Source organism: Pseudomonas sp. CIP-10 (assembly GCF_020911845.1).
Classification (GTDB): domain Bacteria; phylum Pseudomonadota; class Gammaproteobacteria; order Pseudomonadales; family Pseudomonadaceae; genus Aquipseudomonas; species Aquipseudomonas alloputida.
Genome location: NZ_CP087160.1, coordinates 1,534,683 through 1,552,160, shown reverse-complemented (window position 1 = coordinate 1,552,160; position 17,478 = coordinate 1,534,683). Strand labels below are relative to the sequence as shown.

General features: G+C 60.9%; 18 protein-coding genes. 7 read left to right on the top strand and 11 right to left on the bottom strand.

Features of this window, described 5'->3' with window-relative positions:
• Positions 1 to 38: 38 nt before the first annotated feature.
• The 4 genes from LMH93_RS07040 to LMH93_RS07025 form a co-directional block, all read right to left on the bottom strand.
• Positions 39 to 965: a DMT family transporter gene (locus LMH93_RS07040; protein WP_004576872.1), complete on the bottom strand. Its 927-nt coding sequence runs from the start codon at positions 963 to 965 to the stop codon at positions 39 to 41.
• A 105-nt stretch (positions 966 to 1,070) separates the two neighbouring features.
• A complete protein-coding gene (locus LMH93_RS07035) occupies positions 1,071 to 1,466 on the bottom strand; it encodes a hypothetical protein (protein WP_003254595.1) in 396 nt (131 codons plus the stop codon).
• A 76-nt stretch (positions 1,467 to 1,542) separates the two neighbouring features.
• A complete protein-coding gene (locus LMH93_RS07030) occupies positions 1,543 to 1,797 on the bottom strand; it encodes a BrnA antitoxin family protein (RefSeq protein ID WP_004576871.1) in 255 nt (84 codons plus the stop codon).
• A complete protein-coding gene (locus LMH93_RS07025; RefSeq protein WP_010955211.1) occupies positions 1,775 to 2,053 on the bottom strand; it encodes a BrnT family toxin in 279 nt (92 codons plus the stop codon). Before LMH93_RS07025 ends, LMH93_RS07030 begins: the two co-directional genes overlap by 23 nt.
• Before the next feature lie 215 nt (positions 2,054 to 2,268).
• Here LMH93_RS07025 and LMH93_RS07020 point away from each other — a divergent pair, with 215 nt between their 5' ends.
• On the top strand, positions 2,269 to 2,541 hold the full coding sequence (locus LMH93_RS07020) for a hypothetical protein (protein WP_003254599.1): 273 nt from the start codon (positions 2,269 to 2,271) through the stop codon (positions 2,539 to 2,541).
• A gap of 71 nt (positions 2,542 to 2,612) precedes the next feature.
• Here LMH93_RS07020 and LMH93_RS07015 read toward each other — a convergent pair whose 3' ends face one another.
• Positions 2,613 to 3,974 carry a DEAD/DEAH box helicase gene (locus LMH93_RS07015; RefSeq protein WP_230064952.1) on the bottom strand — a complete coding sequence of 454 codons (1,362 nt, stop codon included), beginning with the start codon at positions 3,972 to 3,974 and terminating at the stop codon, positions 2,613 to 2,615.
• Between the two features lie 103 nt (positions 3,975 to 4,077).
• Here LMH93_RS07015 and LMH93_RS07010 point away from each other — a divergent pair, with 103 nt between their 5' ends.
• Positions 4,078 to 5,379: a mechanosensitive ion channel family protein gene (locus LMH93_RS07010; RefSeq protein ID WP_230064951.1), complete on the top strand. Its 1,302-nt coding sequence runs from the start codon at positions 4,078 to 4,080 to the stop codon at positions 5,377 to 5,379.
• Positions 5,380 to 5,421: 42 nt separating this feature from the next.
• Here LMH93_RS07010 and LMH93_RS07005 read toward each other — a convergent pair whose 3' ends face one another.
• The 3 genes from LMH93_RS07005 to LMH93_RS06995 all read right to left on the bottom strand — a co-directional run bounded on the left by LMH93_RS07005 (position 5,422) and on the right by LMH93_RS06995 (position 7,587).
• A complete protein-coding gene (locus tag LMH93_RS07005) occupies positions 5,422 to 6,297 on the bottom strand; it encodes a carboxylate/amino acid/amine transporter (RefSeq protein WP_003254607.1) in 876 nt (291 codons plus the stop codon).
• A 267-nt stretch (positions 6,298 to 6,564) separates the two neighbouring features.
• The gene (locus LMH93_RS07000) at positions 6,565 to 7,164 is read right to left on the bottom strand and encodes an FMN-dependent NADH-azoreductase (RefSeq protein WP_003254608.1); all 600 of its coding nucleotides are present in this window, start codon (positions 7,162 to 7,164) and stop codon (positions 6,565 to 6,567) included.
• Between the two features lie 108 nt (positions 7,165 to 7,272).
• A complete protein-coding gene (locus tag LMH93_RS06995) occupies positions 7,273 to 7,587 on the bottom strand; it encodes a hypothetical protein (RefSeq protein WP_003254609.1) in 315 nt (104 codons plus the stop codon).
• A gap of 48 nt (positions 7,588 to 7,635) precedes the next feature.
• On the opposite strand from LMH93_RS06995, the gene LMH93_RS06990 reads away from it, so the two are divergent.
• The 4 genes from LMH93_RS06990 to LMH93_RS06975 all read left to right on the top strand — a co-directional run bounded on the left by LMH93_RS06990 (position 7,636) and on the right by LMH93_RS06975 (position 11,831).
• A complete protein-coding gene (locus tag LMH93_RS06990; RefSeq protein WP_003254610.1) occupies positions 7,636 to 8,559 on the top strand; it encodes a LysR family transcriptional regulator in 924 nt (307 codons plus the stop codon).
• 13 nt (positions 8,560 to 8,572) lie between these two features.
• On the top strand, positions 8,573 to 9,385 hold the full coding sequence (locus LMH93_RS06985) for an alpha/beta fold hydrolase (RefSeq protein WP_003254611.1): 813 nt from the start codon (positions 8,573 to 8,575) through the stop codon (positions 9,383 to 9,385).
• Entirely contained in the window at positions 9,379 to 9,936 is a 558-nt protein-coding gene (locus tag LMH93_RS06980) for a peptidylprolyl isomerase (protein ID WP_230064950.1), read from the top strand. Before LMH93_RS06985 ends, LMH93_RS06980 begins: the two co-directional genes overlap by 7 nt.
• 62 nt (positions 9,937 to 9,998) lie before the next feature.
• Positions 9,999 to 11,831: an ABC transporter ATP-binding protein gene (locus tag LMH93_RS06975; protein ID WP_230064949.1), complete on the top strand. Its 1,833-nt coding sequence runs from the start codon at positions 9,999 to 10,001 to the stop codon at positions 11,829 to 11,831.
• A gap of 105 nt (positions 11,832 to 11,936) precedes the next feature.
• Here the strand turns inward: LMH93_RS06975 and LMH93_RS06970 are convergent, their stop codons facing one another.
• On the bottom strand, positions 11,937 to 13,064 hold the full coding sequence (locus LMH93_RS06970; RefSeq protein WP_004576866.1) for a GNAT family N-acetyltransferase: 1,128 nt from the start codon (positions 13,062 to 13,064) through the stop codon (positions 11,937 to 11,939).
• Between the two features lie 262 nt (positions 13,065 to 13,326).
• Between LMH93_RS06970 and LMH93_RS06965 the strand changes: the two genes are divergently transcribed.
• Positions 13,327 to 14,571: a putative porin gene (locus tag LMH93_RS06965; RefSeq protein ID WP_003254615.1), complete on the top strand. Its 1,245-nt coding sequence runs from the start codon at positions 13,327 to 13,329 to the stop codon at positions 14,569 to 14,571.
• A 148-nt stretch (positions 14,572 to 14,719) separates the two neighbouring features.
• Here the strand turns inward: LMH93_RS06965 and LMH93_RS06960 are convergent.
• A protein-coding gene (locus tag LMH93_RS06960; protein WP_230064330.1) for an IS3 family transposase occupies positions 14,720 to 16,074 on the bottom strand; the annotation gives its coding sequence in 2 pieces (ribosomal slippage) (positions 14,720 to 15,598 and positions 15,601 to 16,074; 1,353 coding nt in all).
• Positions 16,075 to 16,205: 131 nt separating this feature from the next.
• Positions 16,206 to 17,327 carry a beta-ketoacyl-ACP synthase III gene (locus LMH93_RS06955; protein WP_230064948.1) on the bottom strand — a complete coding sequence of 374 codons (1,122 nt, stop codon included), beginning with the start codon at positions 17,325 to 17,327 and terminating at the stop codon, positions 16,206 to 16,208.
• Positions 17,328 to 17,478 lie beyond the last annotated feature (151 nt).

Genomic DNA, 17,478 nt, shown 5'->3' with positions numbered 1-17,478 from the left:
CGCGGCTTGCCCGCGAAGGGGCCGGTAGAGGCAACACATCACCCTACCAACCGCCGCAATTGTTGTTTCACCCAAGGCTCGGCACTTACCAGGATCACACCCAGCAACACCATCAACGCGCCCACCACGAAATTCGCACTGAGCGGCTCATCCAGCAGCAAAACGCCAAAGGTCACCCCAAACAACGGGGTAATGAAGGAAAACACCGCGAGGTTCGACGCCAGGTATTTGCGCAGCAACCAGAACCAGGTGAGGTAGCTGATGAACGACACCACAATCCCCTGGAACAATACACTGCCCATCGCCAGCGGCGTCAGCGACACCGCGCCGATCTGCCCGCTGAGCAGGGCGATCAGCAGCAGCCCGGCAAAACCGACCGCCAGCTGATAGAACAGGGTCAAGGTCGCCGGCGCCTCCGATAGCCGTGAACAACGCACCACCACCGTGGTCGCGCCCCAGGCCAGCCCGGCGATCACGCCAAAGGCATCTCCCAGCAAGGTGCGGCTGTCCATGTGCTCGAACGAAGTGCCACCGGCAAAGGCCATGGCAATGCCGCCGAAGGCCAGCAGAATGCCCAGCCACTGCAGCAGCCGCAAGCGTTCACTGGGTAGACGAAAATGCAGGCCCAAGGCGGTAAATACCGGCGCGGTATAGAGGAACACCGACATGTGCGCCGCCGAGGTCAGTTTCAGCCCTTCGGCAATGAACAGAAACTCCACCCCGAACAGCCCGCCCGCCACCAACCCTGCGCGCCAGGTGGTGCCGACCTGCTCCCAGCCACCCCGCCAGCACAGCATCAGGCCTACCAGCACAGCGGCAATGCCATTGCGCAGTGCTGCCTGCATCACCGGAGCAATGTCTGCGGCGGCGGTCTTGATCAGTACCTGCTGGCAGCCCCAGATCAGGCAAAGGCCCAGCATTACCTGGAAGGCAAAGGCGTCAGGGTTCTTGCGGACCGCGCTCATAAGCGGGCCTCTGGGGTGGTCGTAGGCATGGGCAAGGCTCGGCAGCGTTCAGAAGCTACCGATTATCGGGTTTTGAACGCTGCACTTGCCAGCCTTAAAACGACCTCAAGCAATCTGTGCCTTCGCAGATACCTGTTCGAACGTCGTTTCGTCCAGCGCATCTTCCTGCTCATCCAGCACCTGGCGCGGGTGCTCGAAGCCGGGGATGCTGCTGTCGATCAGGCTCATCAAGCGCGAGCCGCGTTCGGTCAGGACGAAGTTTTCGCCATTGCCGCCGTCCTCTTCAGGCCGGCATTCAATGAATCCGCGCTCAAATAGCAGCTTTTCATACTCGCATGCACGGGTTTTCAGGTGATCCACGTCACCCACTGGCTCACCCTTGGCGGCCAGTGCAGCAGCATGCTGCTCGGCATAAGGGCGGGGCGTGAAGCTGTGACCGGCGCCGTTCTGCACTTCGTGCAGCAAGCGTTCGATCAGGTCCCAGTCGTAGGCGATGCTCATGGCTACGGGCTCCTGCTGTGGACGAAAGGGGTACACAGGTTGGGACCCGCCAAGGTTGCCAAGCGTTCCGAAGCGCTTAGCGCTGGCGTTGTTGCGCTTGCATGTATTGGCGCAGCAACTGATTGATGCGGGTCTGGTAGCCGCTGCCCTGCTCCTTGAACCAGGCGAGGACATCTGAGTCCAGTCGAATGGTCACCGTCTGCTTGGCGGGAACGCGCAGCTCGGCCTGGCGGAAAAAGTCCTGGTCCAGTTCAGGGATATCTGATGTGTCGATATCCTTGTCGTCCTGTCGGGCCAGGCGGCTCCAGTCAGTTCTCGATGATTTGGTCATAGTACCTGGCCTCCCGTTTGGTGGCTTTTCTTGCAGAAATGATGCGTATCACCTCACCCCGCCTCTCCGTGTACACGACGACACCTATCAGCGCCTTTAGCCATCCTAGGCTGACCCAACGTTCTTCAGCACATTCCACATCCTCATCACGCCGGATCAGCATGGGATGGTTGAACATGTCAGGAACGTCGGCAAAGTCGATGCCGTGCTTGCGGATATTGCTCTGGTTTTTCCCTTCGTCCCATTCAAAGAACATGGGACGACCTGTATTTACAGCTGTACATACAATACCCCCTCTTTTCCTTCGAGACTAGAGCGATGTAGCGTGCTGCTCAACGGCGCTGGAGGGATACGGGAGCGTTTCAGAAACGGACTACCGCCACCAAAGAAATCTTCCATCGGTCGCAAGCCCTGAACTTCCCTACCCCCACAGCCCTCCACCGGGCATCACCACCGCCGGAGGTTGGAAGGATGAAACCGCTACTGCCCATAGCCTGTGCCGCTGCCCTGCTTTGCGCCCTGCCCGCTTGGGCCTGCACACCTGAAGAAGCAACGCAAAAACGTGAGGAGCTGGCCGGGCTGGTCACTCAGTTGACTGAGCAGAACCCGCAAAAGGCCAAGGAGATCAATGATGAGCTTCAGGGGATGGATCTGGGGACGGCGAGCAAGGACTTGCCCGACAAGTGTCAGCTGATCGACCAGCGGATCAAGGAGTTGAAGCAGGCAGAGAAAAAGGCGGAGTGATGGTTCGTCGCCTGCGCACGCCCTTCGCAGAAGCAAGCTTGTGTCGCTTCTGCAAAGGGCCTGCGTGAGTCTTATTCAGCAGCAGGCTTGCGCTTCTTCAGTGGCGCCAGGCCATCTGCACTGGCCAGAGGCGCGTTGGCCTTCGGCTTGGCAGTAGGCTTGCGCTTGGCGGCAGCTTTCTTGTCGCCGGTCTTCTTCTCGACCTTTTTCTTCTTGCTGCCGGCCGCCTTGCCCGAGGCCTTGACCTTCTTCGGCCCGTTGTAGGTGCCCTTCACTTCCTTGATGACCCGGCGCTCGAACTGCTGCTTGAGGTAGCGCTCGATGCTCGACATCAGGTTCCAGTCGTTGTGGGTGATCAGCGAGATCGCCAGACCTTCGCCACCGGCACGGCCGGTACGGCCCACACGGTGTACGTACTCGTCACCGCTGCGTGGCATGTCGAAGTTGATCACCAGCTCCAGGCCGTCGATATCCAGGCCACGGGCTGCCACGTCGGTCGCCACCAGCACTTTGGAGCTGCCCTGCTTGAAGCGCTCGATGGCCAGCTTGCGGTCCTTCTGGTCCTTTTCGCCATGCAGCACGAAAGCCTTCACGTCCTTGGCCACCAGGTGACCGTAGATGCGGTCGGCCATGGCGCGGGTGTTGGTGAAGATGATCGCCTTGTCGAAGGTTTCGTTGGCCAGCAACCACTGCGCGATCTGCTCTTTATGCTGGTCGTGGTCGGCGGTGATGATCTGCTGGCGGGTGCCTTCAGCCAGTTGCGAGACACTGTTGAGCATCAGGTGTTCAGGGTCTTTCAGCACCTTGCCGATGATGTCGCGCAGGGCTGCGCCACCGGTGGTAGCCGAGAACAACAGGGTCTGCTCGCGGTTCTCGCACTCTTTGCACAGGCGCTCCATGTCTTCGGCAAAGCCCATGTCGAGCATGCGGTCGGCTTCGTCCAGGATCAGGACCTGCACGTGGGACAGGTCGAGGTTGCCGGCATTGAGCTGCTCGAGCAGGCGACCCGGGGTGCCGATCAGCACGTCGGGCACCTTGCGCAGCATGGCGGCCTGTTCCTTGAAGTCTTCGCCGCCAGTCACCAGGCCCGACTTGATGTAGGTGAACTGCGAGAACAGCTGCACCTGCTTGAGGGTTTGCTGGGCCAGCTCACGGGTCGGCAGCAGGATCAACGCGCGAATCTCGACACGCGGACCGCTGAGGTCGACCAGACGGTTGAGCAGTGGCAGTACGAAGGCCGCCGTCTTGCCGCTGCCGGTCTGCGCAGTCACACGCAGATCCCGCCCTTGCAGGGCCAGGGGGATGGCCGCGGCCTGCACCGGGGTTGGCTCGACAAATTTAAGCTCGGCCACGGCTTTAAGCAGGCGTTCATGCAGGGCGAATTGGGAGAACACGGAGGTAACCTCAGACAAGTGCGGGAAATTCAGTTGCATAGGGTAACGTTTTCTGCAGCCTTAGCCGAATTTCTTTTGGCAACTTTGTCGCTATCCGCGCTCTAATACGGCTTCGTTTCGCAACAAGACTGTACGCAAGCCCATGGATATCCAACGAATCTGGCGTGACTCCCTCGACCTGTGGGGCACCCTCGACCAACATCCCATGCTGCACGCCGCCATCGGTCTGGCGGTACTGCTGCTCATCTCCCTGGTAGTCGGCCGCCTGGCGCGCTTCCTGATACTGCACGGCGCGCGCCTGCTGGCCCGCCAGCCTGCGCTGAAGTGGCTGGACGACCTGCGCCACAACAAGGTGTTCCACCGCCTGGCGCAAACAACCCCGTCCCTGGTGCTGCAGTTCGGCCTGAAGCTGGTGCCTGAGCTGTCCGACACCGCTCAGCACTTCCTTGGCAATGTCGCCCTGGCCTTTACCCTGTTGTTCATGACCATGGCGCTGTCATGCCTGCTGGATGCCCTGCTCGACATCTATGCCCGCACCGAACACGCCCGCACCCGCTCGATCAAGGGCTACGTGCAACTGGCCAAGATGATGTTGTGGATCTTCGCCTCGATCATCATCGTCGCCACCCTGATCGACCGCTCGCCGCTGTTGCTGCTGTCCGGCTTGGGTGCGATGTCGGCGGTACTGCTGTTGGTGTACAAGGACACCCTGCTGTCATTCGTCGCCAGCGTGCAACTGACCAGCAACGACATGCTGCATGTCGGGGACTGGATCGAAATGCCGCAGGTAGGCGCCGATGGCGACGTGGTGGACATCACCTTGCACACGGTGAAAGTGCAGAACTTCGACAAGACCCTCGTTTCCATCCCCACCTGGCGCCTGATGAGCGAGTCATTCCGCAATTACCGCGGCATGCAGCAGTCCGGTGGCCGGCGCATCAAGCGCAGCCTGTTCATCGACGCAACCGGCGTGCGCTTCCTCACCCGCGAAGAAGAACAGCGCCTGAGCCAGGTGCAGCTACTGAGTGACTACCTGGCGGGCAAGCGCCAGGAACTGCAAAACTGGAACGAGGCGCTGGGGCCGGTGGCGGACCTGTCGGCCAACCGCCGCAAGCTGACCAACATCGGCACCTTCCGCGCGTTTGCCCTGGCCTATCTGAAGAACCACCCCAACGTGCACCCGAACATGACCTGCATGGTGCGGCAGATGCAGGCCACCGCCGAAGGCGTGCCGCTGGAGATCTACTGCTTCACCACCACCACGGTATGGGCGGATTACGAACGGATCCAGGGGGATATCTTCGACTACCTGCTGGCGGTGTTGCCGGAGTTCGGCTTGAGCCTGTATCAGCAGCCGAGTGGCAATGACATGCGCGTGGGGTTGGCCGGGCGCACGGCGGCAGAGCCGATGCCGCGTCGCATTGAAGATATGAGTGAGGCTTGAGATTGCCGGGGCTGCCCTGCAGCCCCCGGATCAAAGGGCGAGTCAGGCCTTGCCGGCCAGCGGCGCCTGTGCGCGCCCACCCAGGCGGCTCAGCCACACCGACGCCAGGATGATCCCCCCGCCGATGAACAGCCGCCCCAGCGGCTCGTGCTGGTTCCAGATCAACAGGTTCAGCAGCAGCCCCACCGGCACATGCAGGTTGTTCATCACCGCCAGCGTACCGCCAGAAACCAGACATGCACCTTTGTTCCACCAGTACAGCCCCAGCGCCGTCGGACACAGCCCCAGGAACAACAGCACCAGCCATTGCACGTCAGTGCTCGGCAAGTGCTGGGTATTGCCGAACAGCAGGAAGGCCGGCAGCACCACCAGCAAGGCACCGAGGTAGAAGTAACCGAAGCGGGCGTAGTGTGGCAGGTCGCTGGGGTGGCGAGCGACCAGGTGACGGTACAGCACCTGGCCGGCAGCGTAGGTGAAGTTGGCCAGTTGCAGCAGCAGGAAGCCGATGAAAAACTCGCCGCTGATGCTGTCGAAGCGGATCACGGCAGCACCGGCCACGGCGACCAGCGCGGCCACTAGCGCCCAAGCGTTGAAGCGCCGGTTCAGGGCATCTTCGATCAAGGTCACGTGTAGCGGCGTGAGGATCGTGAACAGCAGCACCTCCGGTACGGTAAGCACGCGGAAGCTCAGGTACAGGCAGACATAGGTGATGCCGTACTGCAGCGCGCCAATCAGCAGCATGGAACGCATGAAGCGTGGCTCGACCTGGCGCCAGCGGGTCAGCGGCAGGAACACCAGGCCGGCCAGCAGCACCCTGGCGAGCACTGCGAAATAGCTGTCGACGTGCCCGGCCAGGTACTCGCCGATCAAGCTGAAGGAAAACGCCTGGATCAGCGCGACGATTATCAGGTAGCCCATGGTTGCCTCTCGTGAATCAAGGCCGCGACCTTAGCGGGTTGCAGCGAATGAGTTCAACCATGAGGAATGTAGGGGCTGTACCGGCCTCTTCGCGGCTCGCCTGCGCGCAGTTATCTGCAATGGCCTTTGTAGGAGCGGGTTTACCCGCGAAAAGGCCGGCACTGGCGACCTAAAAACCCCAGGCATAAAAAAAGCCCGGCCATACAAGCCGGGCAGGTACACCCAAAGGAGCAAAAACAGGTGTCAGGTTTGGGAATTCGTGAACCCTCAGGCCACCGCCGCCAGCTTGGCCTTGGCCTGGTTGACGCCCTTCTCGTGGAACTCGCCGCTCATGTTCAGGCCTTCGGCATGGATGAAGTCGACATCGTGGATGCCGATGAAAGCCATGACCTGGCGCAGGTACGGTTCCTGATGGTCACTGCTGGCACCCGCATGGATGCCGCCGCGGGCAGTCAGGACGATGGCGCGCTTGCCGGTCAGCAGGCCTTGCGGGCCGGTCGGGGTGTATTTGAAGGTGATGCCGGCACGCAGCACATGGTCCAGCCAGGCTTTCAGGGTGCTGGGGATGGTGAAGTTGTACATGGGCGCAGCCATTACCAGCACGTCGGCAGCCAACAACTCATCCGTCAGTTCGTTGGAACGGGCCAGGGCCTCCAGTTCGGCGGCGCTGCGCTGTTCTTCGGGTTTCATCCAGCCGCCCAGCAGGTTCGCGTCCAGGTGGGGTACCGGGCTTACTGCCAGGTCGCGCACAGTGATCTGATCGGCCGGGTGGGCAGCCTGCCATTGCTGGATGAAATCTTTGGTCAGCTGACGGGAAACGGAATCCTGCTGGCGGGCGCTGCTTTCGATGATCAGTACACGGGACATGGGATGCCTCCATCGGCAAAAAGGGTGCGATTCGATGGAGGTGAGATTAAGGCTTGACCTATCGATAAAAAAGCGTAAAAAGTGGGTCCAATCTATCGATTAATCAGTTTATTCCGCAGTGCAGTTCAAGGCGATCCGCAGTTTGATGATTTGCCGATTGAATTTGGCAGTGACATCGACGCTTTTACCTGCCGGTACGTTCACACGGCGTACCCGCGGTGCCTCCGGGCCATTGCGGAAGGTCACCTTGCATGCAGCCGGGACCTGCCCATAGTTGTTGAGGGTGATGGCGCCAATGTCATAGGCCGTGTCATAGGCGGTGTAGTCGAGCTTGACCCCGGTCAGCTCCTTCTCCACATCGATGGGATAAGCCATGGCCCCGAGGGGCAGGCACATCAGTATTGCCGCACAACATTTCTTCATGGGCCGCTCTCCTTGAAAGAGCGCAGCTTAGGACAACAGGAGCGAAAGATGAAAGCGCCGCGCGTAACCCTTGACCAGTGGCGAACCCTGCAAGCAGTGGTCGATCACGGCGGGTTTGCCCAGGCCGCCGAGGCCTTGCACCGCTCGCAGTCATCGGTCAGCTACACCGTGGCCCGCATGCAGGAGCAACTGGGCGTCCCGCTGTTGCGCATCGATGGCCGCAAGGCGGTGCTGACCGAGGCCGGCAATGTGCTGCTGCGCCGCTCGCGCCACCTGGTCAAGCAGGCCAGCCAGCTCGAAGACCTGGCCCACCACATGGAACAAGGCTGGGAAGCCGAGGTGCGCCTGGTGGTCGATGCCGCCTACCCCAGCGCCCGTCTGGTACGCGCGCTGGCTGCATTCATGCCACAAAGCCGCGGCTGCCGGGTACGCCTGCGTGAAGAAGTGCTGTCTGGCGTGGAGGAAGTGATGCACGAAGGCATCGCCGACCTGGCCATCAGCAGCTACAGCATCGGCGGCTACCTGGGCGCCGAATTGAGCGCAGTGGAGTTCATCGCCGTCGCCCACCCCGAGCACAGCCTGCACCGCCTGGGACGCGAACTGACCTTCCAGGACCTGGAAAGCCAGCTGCAGGTGGTGATCCGCGACTCTGGCCGCGCCCAACCGCGCGACGTCGGCTGGCTGGGCGCCGAGCAGCGCTGGACCGTCGGCAGCCTGGGCACCGCCGCCACCTTCGTCAGCAGCGGCCTGGGTTTTGCCTGGCTGCCCCGTCACATGATCGAGCGCGAACTGCGCGAAGGCGTGCTCAAGCCATTGCCGCTGGATCAGGGTGGCAGCCGCCACCCACTGTTCTACCTTTACTCGAGCAAAGAGAAGACCCTGGGCCCGGCCACGCAGATTCTCATCGACCTGCTGCGCAATTTCGACACCGCGCCACTGGACGTGCCCTTCGCAGCCCCCCCACAAGCCTGAGAGGACCGCGCCCATGGCCTATTTCGAACACGAAGGATGCACACTGCATTACGAGGAATATGGCCAGGGCGAACCCCTGGTGTTGCTGCACGGCCTGGGCTCCAGCTGCCAGGACTGGGAGTTGCAGGTGCCGCTGTTCAGCCGCCACTACCGGGTGATACTCATGGACATCCGCGGCCACGGTCGCTCCGACAAACCCGCTGACGGTTACCAGATCGCCACCTTCAGTGCCGACCTGCTGGCCCTGCTCGAACACTTGCACACAGGCCCGGTGCACTTCGTCGGCTTGTCCATGGGCGGCATGGTCGGCTTCCAGTTTGCCGTCGACCACCCTCAATGGTTGCGCAGCCTGTGCATCGTCAACAGCGCCCCTGAGGTCAAGCGCCGCACCCGCAGTGACTGGGCGTGGTGGCTCAAGCGCTGGAGCCTGGCGCGCATCCTCAGTGTCGAAACCGTCGGCAAGGGGCTGGCCGAGCGGCTGTTCCCCAAACCACAACAAGCAGACCTGCGACAGAAGATGGCCCAGCGCTGGGCGCGCAACGACAAGCGCGCCTACCTGAAAAGCTTCGACGCCATCGTCGACTGGGGCGTGCAGGAACGCATCGGGCAGATTCACTGTCCTACCCTGGTGATCGCCGCCGACCACGATTACACGCCGATACAACTGAAACAGCGCTATGTCGCCCTCATACCCAACGCCAGGCTGGTCGTCGTCGACGATTCCCGGCACGCTACACCCCTCGATCAACCCGAGGTCTTCAACCAGACCCTGCTGCAGTTCCTCGCAGCCGCTTCCACCTCTCAAGGATCTTTGAGCCCATGCTGAAAAAACTCCTGCTCACCGCCTGCTCGGTCGCCTTTGCCACCAGTGTCATGGCGTCCGACAAGACCCCGCACGTCCTGCTGGACACCAGCTTCGGCCAGGTCGAAATCGAGCTGAACGCCGAGAAGGCACCGCTCAGTACCAAGAACTTCCTGGAGTACGTCGACAGCGGCTTCTACAACAACACCATCTTCCACCGCGTGATCCCGGGGTTCATGGTCCAGGGCGGTGGGTTCACTGACCAGATGGTGCAAAAAGATACCCAGGCCCCGATCAAGAACGAGGCCAGCAACGGCCTGCAGAACACCCGCGGCACCCTGTCGATGGCGCGCACGTCCAACCCGAACTCGGCCACCAGCCAGTTCTTCATCAACGTCGCCGACAACGACTTCCTCAACCCAGGCCGCGACGCCGGTTATGCCGTATTCGGCAAGGTGACCAAAGGCATGGAAGTGGTCGATCAGATCGTCAACTCGCCGACCACCATCAAAAAAGGCATGCGCGACGTACCGGCCGATCCGGTCTATATCAAGTCCGCCAAACGTATCGACTGACCGCAGGCTTCACAAGGATGTGAAACCGCCTGAAGGTCGGACGAACAGGAGTGTTGTCGCCCATGCTGTACCGCCGTTTCGAAAGACTGATCGATATTTTCCGCGAGGCACCGAGCGAAGCCCCCCCGAGCACGGTGTGGCCGTTCTACCTGTATTACCTGCGCCAGGTGTGGCCCAGCTTCGTGGCCCTGCTGGTGGTCGGCCTGGTCGCCTCGCTGATCGAGGTGGCGATGTTCAGCTACCTCAGCCGCATCATCGACCTGGCCCAGGGTACGCCCAATGCCAACTTCTTCAGCGAGCACAGCGGCGAGCTGATCTGGATGCTGGTGGTGATTCTGCTGCTGCGGCCGTTGTTCTTCGGCCTGCACGACCTACTGGTGCACCAGACCATCAACCCCGGCATGACCAGCCTGATCCGCTGGCAAAACCATACCTATGTGCTAAAGCAGAGCCTGAACTTCTTTCAGAGCGACTTCGCCGGGCGTATTGCCCAGCGCATCATGCAGACCGGCAACTCGCTGCGCGATTCCGCCGTGCAGGCGGTGGACGCGCTATGGCATGTGCTGATCTACGCCATCACCTCGCTGGTGCTGTTCGCCGAGGCCGACTGGCGCCTGATGCTGCCGCTGCTGGCGTGGATCATCAGCTACATTGCCGCGCTGTTCTACTTCGTGCCACGGGTCAAGGAGCGCTCGGTGGTGTCTTCGGACGCACGTTCCAAGCTGATGGGGCGTATCGTCGACGGCTACACCAACATCGCAACGCTGAAGCTGTTTGCCCATACCGACTACGAACAGCAGTACGCGCGTGAGGCAATCCGCGAGCAGACCGAGAAAACCCAGCTGGCCTCCCGGGTGATCACCAGCATGGACGTGGTCATCACCACCCTCAATGGCCTGCTGGTGGTCGCCACCACCGGCCTTGCCCTGTGGCTGTGGAGCCAATCGCTGATCACCGTGGGTGCCATCGCCCTGGCCACTGGCCTGGTGATCCGCATCGTCAACATGTCGGGCTGGATCATGTGGGTGGTCAACGGCATCTTCGAGAACATCGGCATGGTGCAGGACGGCCTGCAGACCATCGCCCAGCCAGTCACCGTCACCGACCTGCCCAATGCGCCGGCACTGAAGGTCAGCCGCGGCGCGGTGCGTTTCGATGAGGTCGACTTCCATTACGGCAAGGCCACCAATGTCATAGAAGGGCTCAACCTGGACATCCGCCCGGGCGAGAAAATCGGTTTGATCGGCCCGTCCGGGGCAGGCAAGTCGACCCTGGTCAACCTGCTGTTGCGCCTGTACGACGTGCAGGGTGGGCGCATCCTCATCGACGGCCAGGACATTGCCAAGGTGAGCCAGGCCAGCCTGCGTGCACAGATCGGCATGATCACCCAGGATACCTCGCTGCTGCACCGTTCGATCCGCGAAAACCTGCTGTACGGCCGGCCCGGTGCCAGCGATGCAGAACTGCACGAAGCTGTGCGCCGCGCGCGGGCTGACGAGTTCATCCCACAGCTTTCGGATGCCCAGGGCCGCACCGGTTTCGATGCCCATGTGGGCGAACGCGGGGTCAAGCTGTCGGGTGGCCAGCGTCAGCGTATCGCCATTGCACGGGTGCTGCTGAAGAACGCGCCGATCCTGATCATGGACGAGGCCACCTCGGCGCTGGATTCGGAAGTGGAAGCGGCGATCCAGGAAAGCCTGGAGACGCTGATGCAGGGCAAGACGGTAATCGCCATTGCCCACCGGCTTTCCACCATTGCCCGTATGGACCGGCTGGTGGTGCTGGACAAGGGGCGGATTGTCGAAAGTGGCAGCCACAGTGAGTTGCTGGAGCAGCAAGGGCTGTATGCCCGGTTGTGGCACCACCAGACCGGAGGCTTTGTCGGGGTCGATTGACACCTGCGCGGCCTTTTCGCGGGTAAACCCGCTCCTACACAGGTTCGCTATCGTTGTAGGAGCGGGTTTACCCGCGAAAAGGCCGGCACAGGCAACACAGATCTCTCAGTCCCGGCGGTAGGGCAACATCCCCCGCGCCTCCTCGGCATACCCCTTGACCCCTTCCCGTTCCTGCAGCAGAAAATCCTCCACCGCCCGCCGCAACCCTGGGTGCAGCAGGTAATGCCACGACCGCGTCAACACCGGCTCGAACCCGCGTATCAATTTGTGCTCGCCCTGTGCCCCGGCATCGAAACGCTGGTAACCCTCGGCAATGGCAAAGTCCATGCCCTGGTAGAAACACGTCTCGAAATGCAGCCGGTCGAACTCATCCAGGCAGCCCCAGTAGCGGCCAAACAGGCTATCGCCCCCCACCAGGCTCAAGGCCATGGCCACATCTCGACCACCCTGGCGGGCCATCACCACGCGCACCGCCTCGGGCATGCGCTCGGCCAGCAGGCTGAAAAAATCGCGCGTCAGGTAGGGGGCACGACGGCGCACCGCATAGGTGTTGGCATAGCACAGAAAGACGAAGTCCCACTGTGCCTCGTCCAGTTCATCACCGCGGTACCAGCGGAAGTCGATACCCTGCCCCGCCACCTGCTCGCGCTCCTTGCGCATCTGCTTGCGCTTGCGCGAGCTGAGGCTGTCGAGAAAGTCCTGGAAGTCGCGATACCCCCGGTTTTGCCAGTGAAACTGGCAACCCAGGCGTTCCATCCACCCAGGCAGGCCCGCCAACTGCGCGTCCAGCGCCGGGTCGGTGAAGTTGATGTGCGCTCCGGACAGCCCACCCTTGCCCAGATACTCCGGCAGGGCCTGCAGCATCAACAAGCCGTCAGCCGGATCGGCCGCCAGCAGCCGTGGGCCGCTGACCGGACTGAACGGCACAGCGCCAAGCAGTTTTGGGTAGTAGGCGATACCGGCCCGCTCACACGCATCGGCCCAACCATGATCGAACACATACTCGCCAAACGAGTGCCATTTGCGGTACGCGGGCAACAGCGCCCGCACCTGCCCGCCTCGCTCCAGCACCAGGTGCTCGGCGGCCCAGCCAGTGTTGCGCGCCACGCTGCCGCTGTCCTCCATTGCACTGAGAAAAGCATGGCGCAGGAAGGGTTGGCCGGCTGGCACAAGGGCATCCCAGGTGGCCGTCGGCAGATCACGCAGGTGGGCAAGGCTGTACAGGCTGGTCACGTTTTCGGCTCGCTCTCTGAAGACCGTCAGTATCCCCAAGGAAGGCCCGTCGCTCAAATGACGAACGCCGGGTGGGCCCTTTAATTCTCAATTACTTAACAACAGTGCCACTAATCAGACATTAATCTGTCATTGGCCCCCGCAATACTTGCGCCTGTTTTCCGGAACCCTAGAACCTGTCTATTCAGGCCCTTTCCGAAGACATGCCAACGCAGGGGCAGGCGCTTGAGCCTCCCCCATTTTTTTCAGTAGGGAGAACCTTATGCGTCTTGTTTCCACACTTACCGGAGTAAGCCTCACCGGCATGATGCTGGCCCTGAGTGCCCCGGCCAGTGCTGCTGTCGACGCCAAGCTGCTCGAAATGCTCCGCGCCAATGGCTCGATCAACCAGGCGCAGTACAACGAACTGCAGGGCGACCTGGCAAAAGAAACCAAGGAAAAGGCCGACCAGAAAGCTCAGTCCGAACGTATGAGCTCCTTTGAACAAAAAGTGGCATGGGCCGCCAAGACCCAGATCAAGGGTGACGTGCGCCTGCGTTACGAAGACGTCAACGTCGACGATCCGAACAGCAGCAGCGGCAACCAGGACCGCCAGCGAGTACGTGCCCGTGTCGGCTTCTACAGCGAGATCAACCCGCAGGTTGACGCTGGGGTTCGTATCGCCACTGGCAGCAGCGCTGACCGACGTTCGACCAACCAGAGCTTCGACAACTACTTCGACAAGAAGTCGCTGTGGGTCGACCTGGCCTACCTCGACTGGCACCCGACTGCAGTCCCTAACCTGCACCTGATTGGCGGCAAGATGCAACAGCCTTGGGTGAGCATGGGCGACATCATCTGGGATAGCGACATCAACCCGGAAGGTGTGGCGGCCACCTACAAGGCTGACCTGGGCGGGGCCGAAGTGTTTGCCAGCGCCGGTCAGTACACCTTGAAGGACAACGTCGATGGTGACGGCGTCCAGTACAAGCACGATGCACAGGTTTACCACGGCCAGTTGGGCGCCAAGTTCGCGCCGGCCGACGTACTCAAGCTCACCGTGGGTGCCAGCATCTATGGTTACGACAACGACAAGGAAGCAGCCATCCTGCAGTCGTTCGGCAACACCACCAACGAGTTCAATCTGGTGGAAGGCTTTGGCCAGATCGACTTCACTGGGTTGGCGATTCCGCTGTCGGCCTATGGCCAGTACGTGAAGAACACCGACAGCACCGACGGCGAAGATCAGGCCTGGCTGGCTGGCCTGAAAACCAAAATGGGTGCCTGGAGCCTGGATTACAACTACCGCGATGTGCAGCGTAACGCGGTGGTCAGCCTGTTCACCGATTCGGACTTCGGCAACGGCTACACCGGTTCGCGCGGTCATAAGTTCAAGGTCGGTTACGAAATCGACAAGAACTTCTCCCTGGGTGCTGCCTACCTGATGGCCAAGACCGACCTGTCGCAGCTGCCGAACAGCAATGCTGACGTCGACACCCTGCAGGTAGACCTGGAAGCCAAGTTCTAAGCAACACCCTGCTCTGCTTCACCTGAAGCGGGAAACGCCGACCCCATCCGGCGTTTCCCGCTTCTTTTTGCCTGTGTGAAATGCGCCGGCCCCTTCGCGGGCTTGCCCGCTCCCACAGAATGGACTGCCCCCCAAAAGTTGGACAGTTTTAAGCTGCAGCCTGAGCCCTGTACTCCACAGGGCTCAGGCCATTGAGCCTCAGCTTGATGCGATCATGGTTGTAGTAGTGAATGTACTCATCCAGACCCGCTCTCAGCTCATCAATGCTCTCGAAACGCTTCAGGTAGAAAAACTCAGATTTGAGCGTGCCGAAGAAGCTTTCCATGGCCGCGTTGTCCAGGCAATTGCCTTTTCGAGACATGCTCTGCTTTACCCCACATTCGCTTAGCTTACGGCGGTATTGCGCCTGCTGGTAATGCCATCCCTGATCCGAATGCAGCACGAGCTTCGGTTTCTCTCCCAGGCAATCGAGCGCTTTGCCAAGCATGTTCCCAACCAGGCTATAGCACGGGCGGCTGGCCATTTCGTAGGCCACGATTTCGCCGTTGTACAAATCCATCACGGGCGACAGATAGAGCTTCTGCTGAGCTACTTTGAACTCGGTTACGTCAGTCACCCACTTCTGGTTTGGGCGTTGAGCGATAAAATTTCGCTCCAGTACATTCGCTGCCACTTTGCCGACGGTACCTCGATAGGAGCGATATTTCTTGGGGCGCACTACTGATTTCAATCCCTGCTCAGCCATCAGCCGTTCAATGACCTTCTTGTTCACCCGCTTTTCCTTCCTGATTACGAGTGCGATACGGCGATAACCATAAAGCCGTTTCTGCTCGTGATAGACGCGATGCACCAATGCCTTGAGCTCAGCATGCCGGTCTGGCTTCTGCTGAGCTTTGAGCTGGTAGTAGAAGGTGCTGCGCGCCAGCTCGACCAACTGAAGGAGGTCAGGCAAAGGAAACCTGCGCTTGAGTTTGGAAACGATCAGGGCTTTTTCCCGCGTGTTCGTTCCTTTTCCTCGCGCAGAGCCTTGAGCTCCTTTAGGACAGCATTCTCCATGCGCAGGTACTCAAGTTCAGCCATCAGCTGATCTCGAGACTTCTGATCATCATTGGTATCGGTGGGTTTGGCAGGCTTGATCTTCTTCGACACGTCGATTGGCTTTCTTGGCTTGATGGCAGTAGAGGGTGCAGGACTGCCACTGTAGTACTGCCGCTGCCAAATGCCTATCTGAGAGGACTGCCCAAGACCAAAGTGGGCAGCGGTCTGGCGCAGCGAAAGCCGATGCTCGTGCATATAGCTAAGCACCTGCTGTTTGAAATCACTGGTATAGCGCCGCCCATGCGAGCCTGTAACAATGCCATTATTGGCCTGATAACTGGCCACCCAGCGTCGAAGCAGGCTGAAATCGATACCTAAGTGTTGAGCCACCTTTCGGAAACCGTTGCTGCCATCCAGGTAGGCTGTGATCGCTGTGAGCTTGAATTGCTCGGTGTACTTACCCATAGATCCCCCAAGGGTTGGATTGGTGTCCAACTTCTTGGGGGCAGTCCAGAATCACCACAGACCTTGAGAACTGTGCTGTACCTGTGGGAGCGGGCAAGCCCGCGAAGAGGCCGTAACAGGCGCCTGATGAATCAGCGCTTGCGCAGAATCACGCTACCAATCGAATACCCCGCACCAAACGAGCTCAACACGCCCAACGAGCCTTTGGCCAGGTCATCCTGGTACAGGTGGAAGGCAATCACCGACCCCGCCGAGCTGGTATTGGCGTAACGGTCCAGAATCACCGGTGCCTCTTCCTCGGACACTTCACGCCCCACCAGTTTCTTGACGATCAACTGGTTCATGCTGAGGTTGGCCTGGTGCAGCCAGAAGCGCTTCACGTCGCCCGGTTGCAGCCCATTCTCCTGCAGGTGTTCCCCGATCAGCTCGGCCACCTTCGGGCACACCTCGCGGAACACCTTGCGGCCTTCCTGGATGAACAGCTTGTCCGCAGCGCCTTCACCCTCTTCCGCCGCACGGTTGAGGAAGCCGAAGTTGTTGCGGATGTTGTTGGAGAACTCAGTCCAGAGCTTGCTGCTGACGATGTCGAACTGGTGCGCCGAAGTGGCCTGGTCGGCACGCTCCAGCAACACGGCGGTGGCGGCATCGCCAAAAATGAAATGGCTGTCGCGGTCACGGAAGTTGAGGTGGCCGGTGCACACTTCGGGGTTGACCATCAGCACCGCCCGCGCCTGGCCCAGCGCTACGCTGTTGGCGGCGGTCTGGATACCGAAGGTGGCCGACGAGCAGGCCACGTTCATGTCGAAGGCAAAGCCCTGGACACCCAGTGCCTGTTGCACTTCGATGGCGATGGCCGGGTACGGGCGCTGCAAGTTGGAGCAGGCGACGATCACCCCGTCGACATCGGCCGCCGTTCGGCCTGCGCGCTCCAGGGCCTGGCGGGCAGCGGCCACGGCCATTTCACACAGCACCGACGGTTCATCGTTGCTGCGCTCGGGCAAGCGCGGCTTCATGCGCTGCGGGTCGAGGATACCGGCCTTGTCCATGACAAAGCGGCTCTTGATGCCCGAGGCCCTTTCGATAAACGCCGCGTCGGAGAGCGGCGCCGCCTCGACTTCACCGCGCTCGATGGCGGCAGCGTTGTCCTGGTTGAACTGCTGCGACCAGGCGTTGAAGGAAGCCACCAGCTCTTCGTTGGAAATGCTCTGGGCCGGGGTGTACAGGCCGGTGCCGCTGATCACGACGTTATGCACGGTCGTTCCTCTGGTCAAAGGCCACCGCCACAGGGCGCTGGCTGGAAACATGACAGGTTAATGGCACTTTAGTGCCAATTCAGGGGCCTACGTTTACCCCCGCAAGGCGGGCTCACCCGCCAAGGGCCGCAAAGCGGCCCCAAACGCCCCA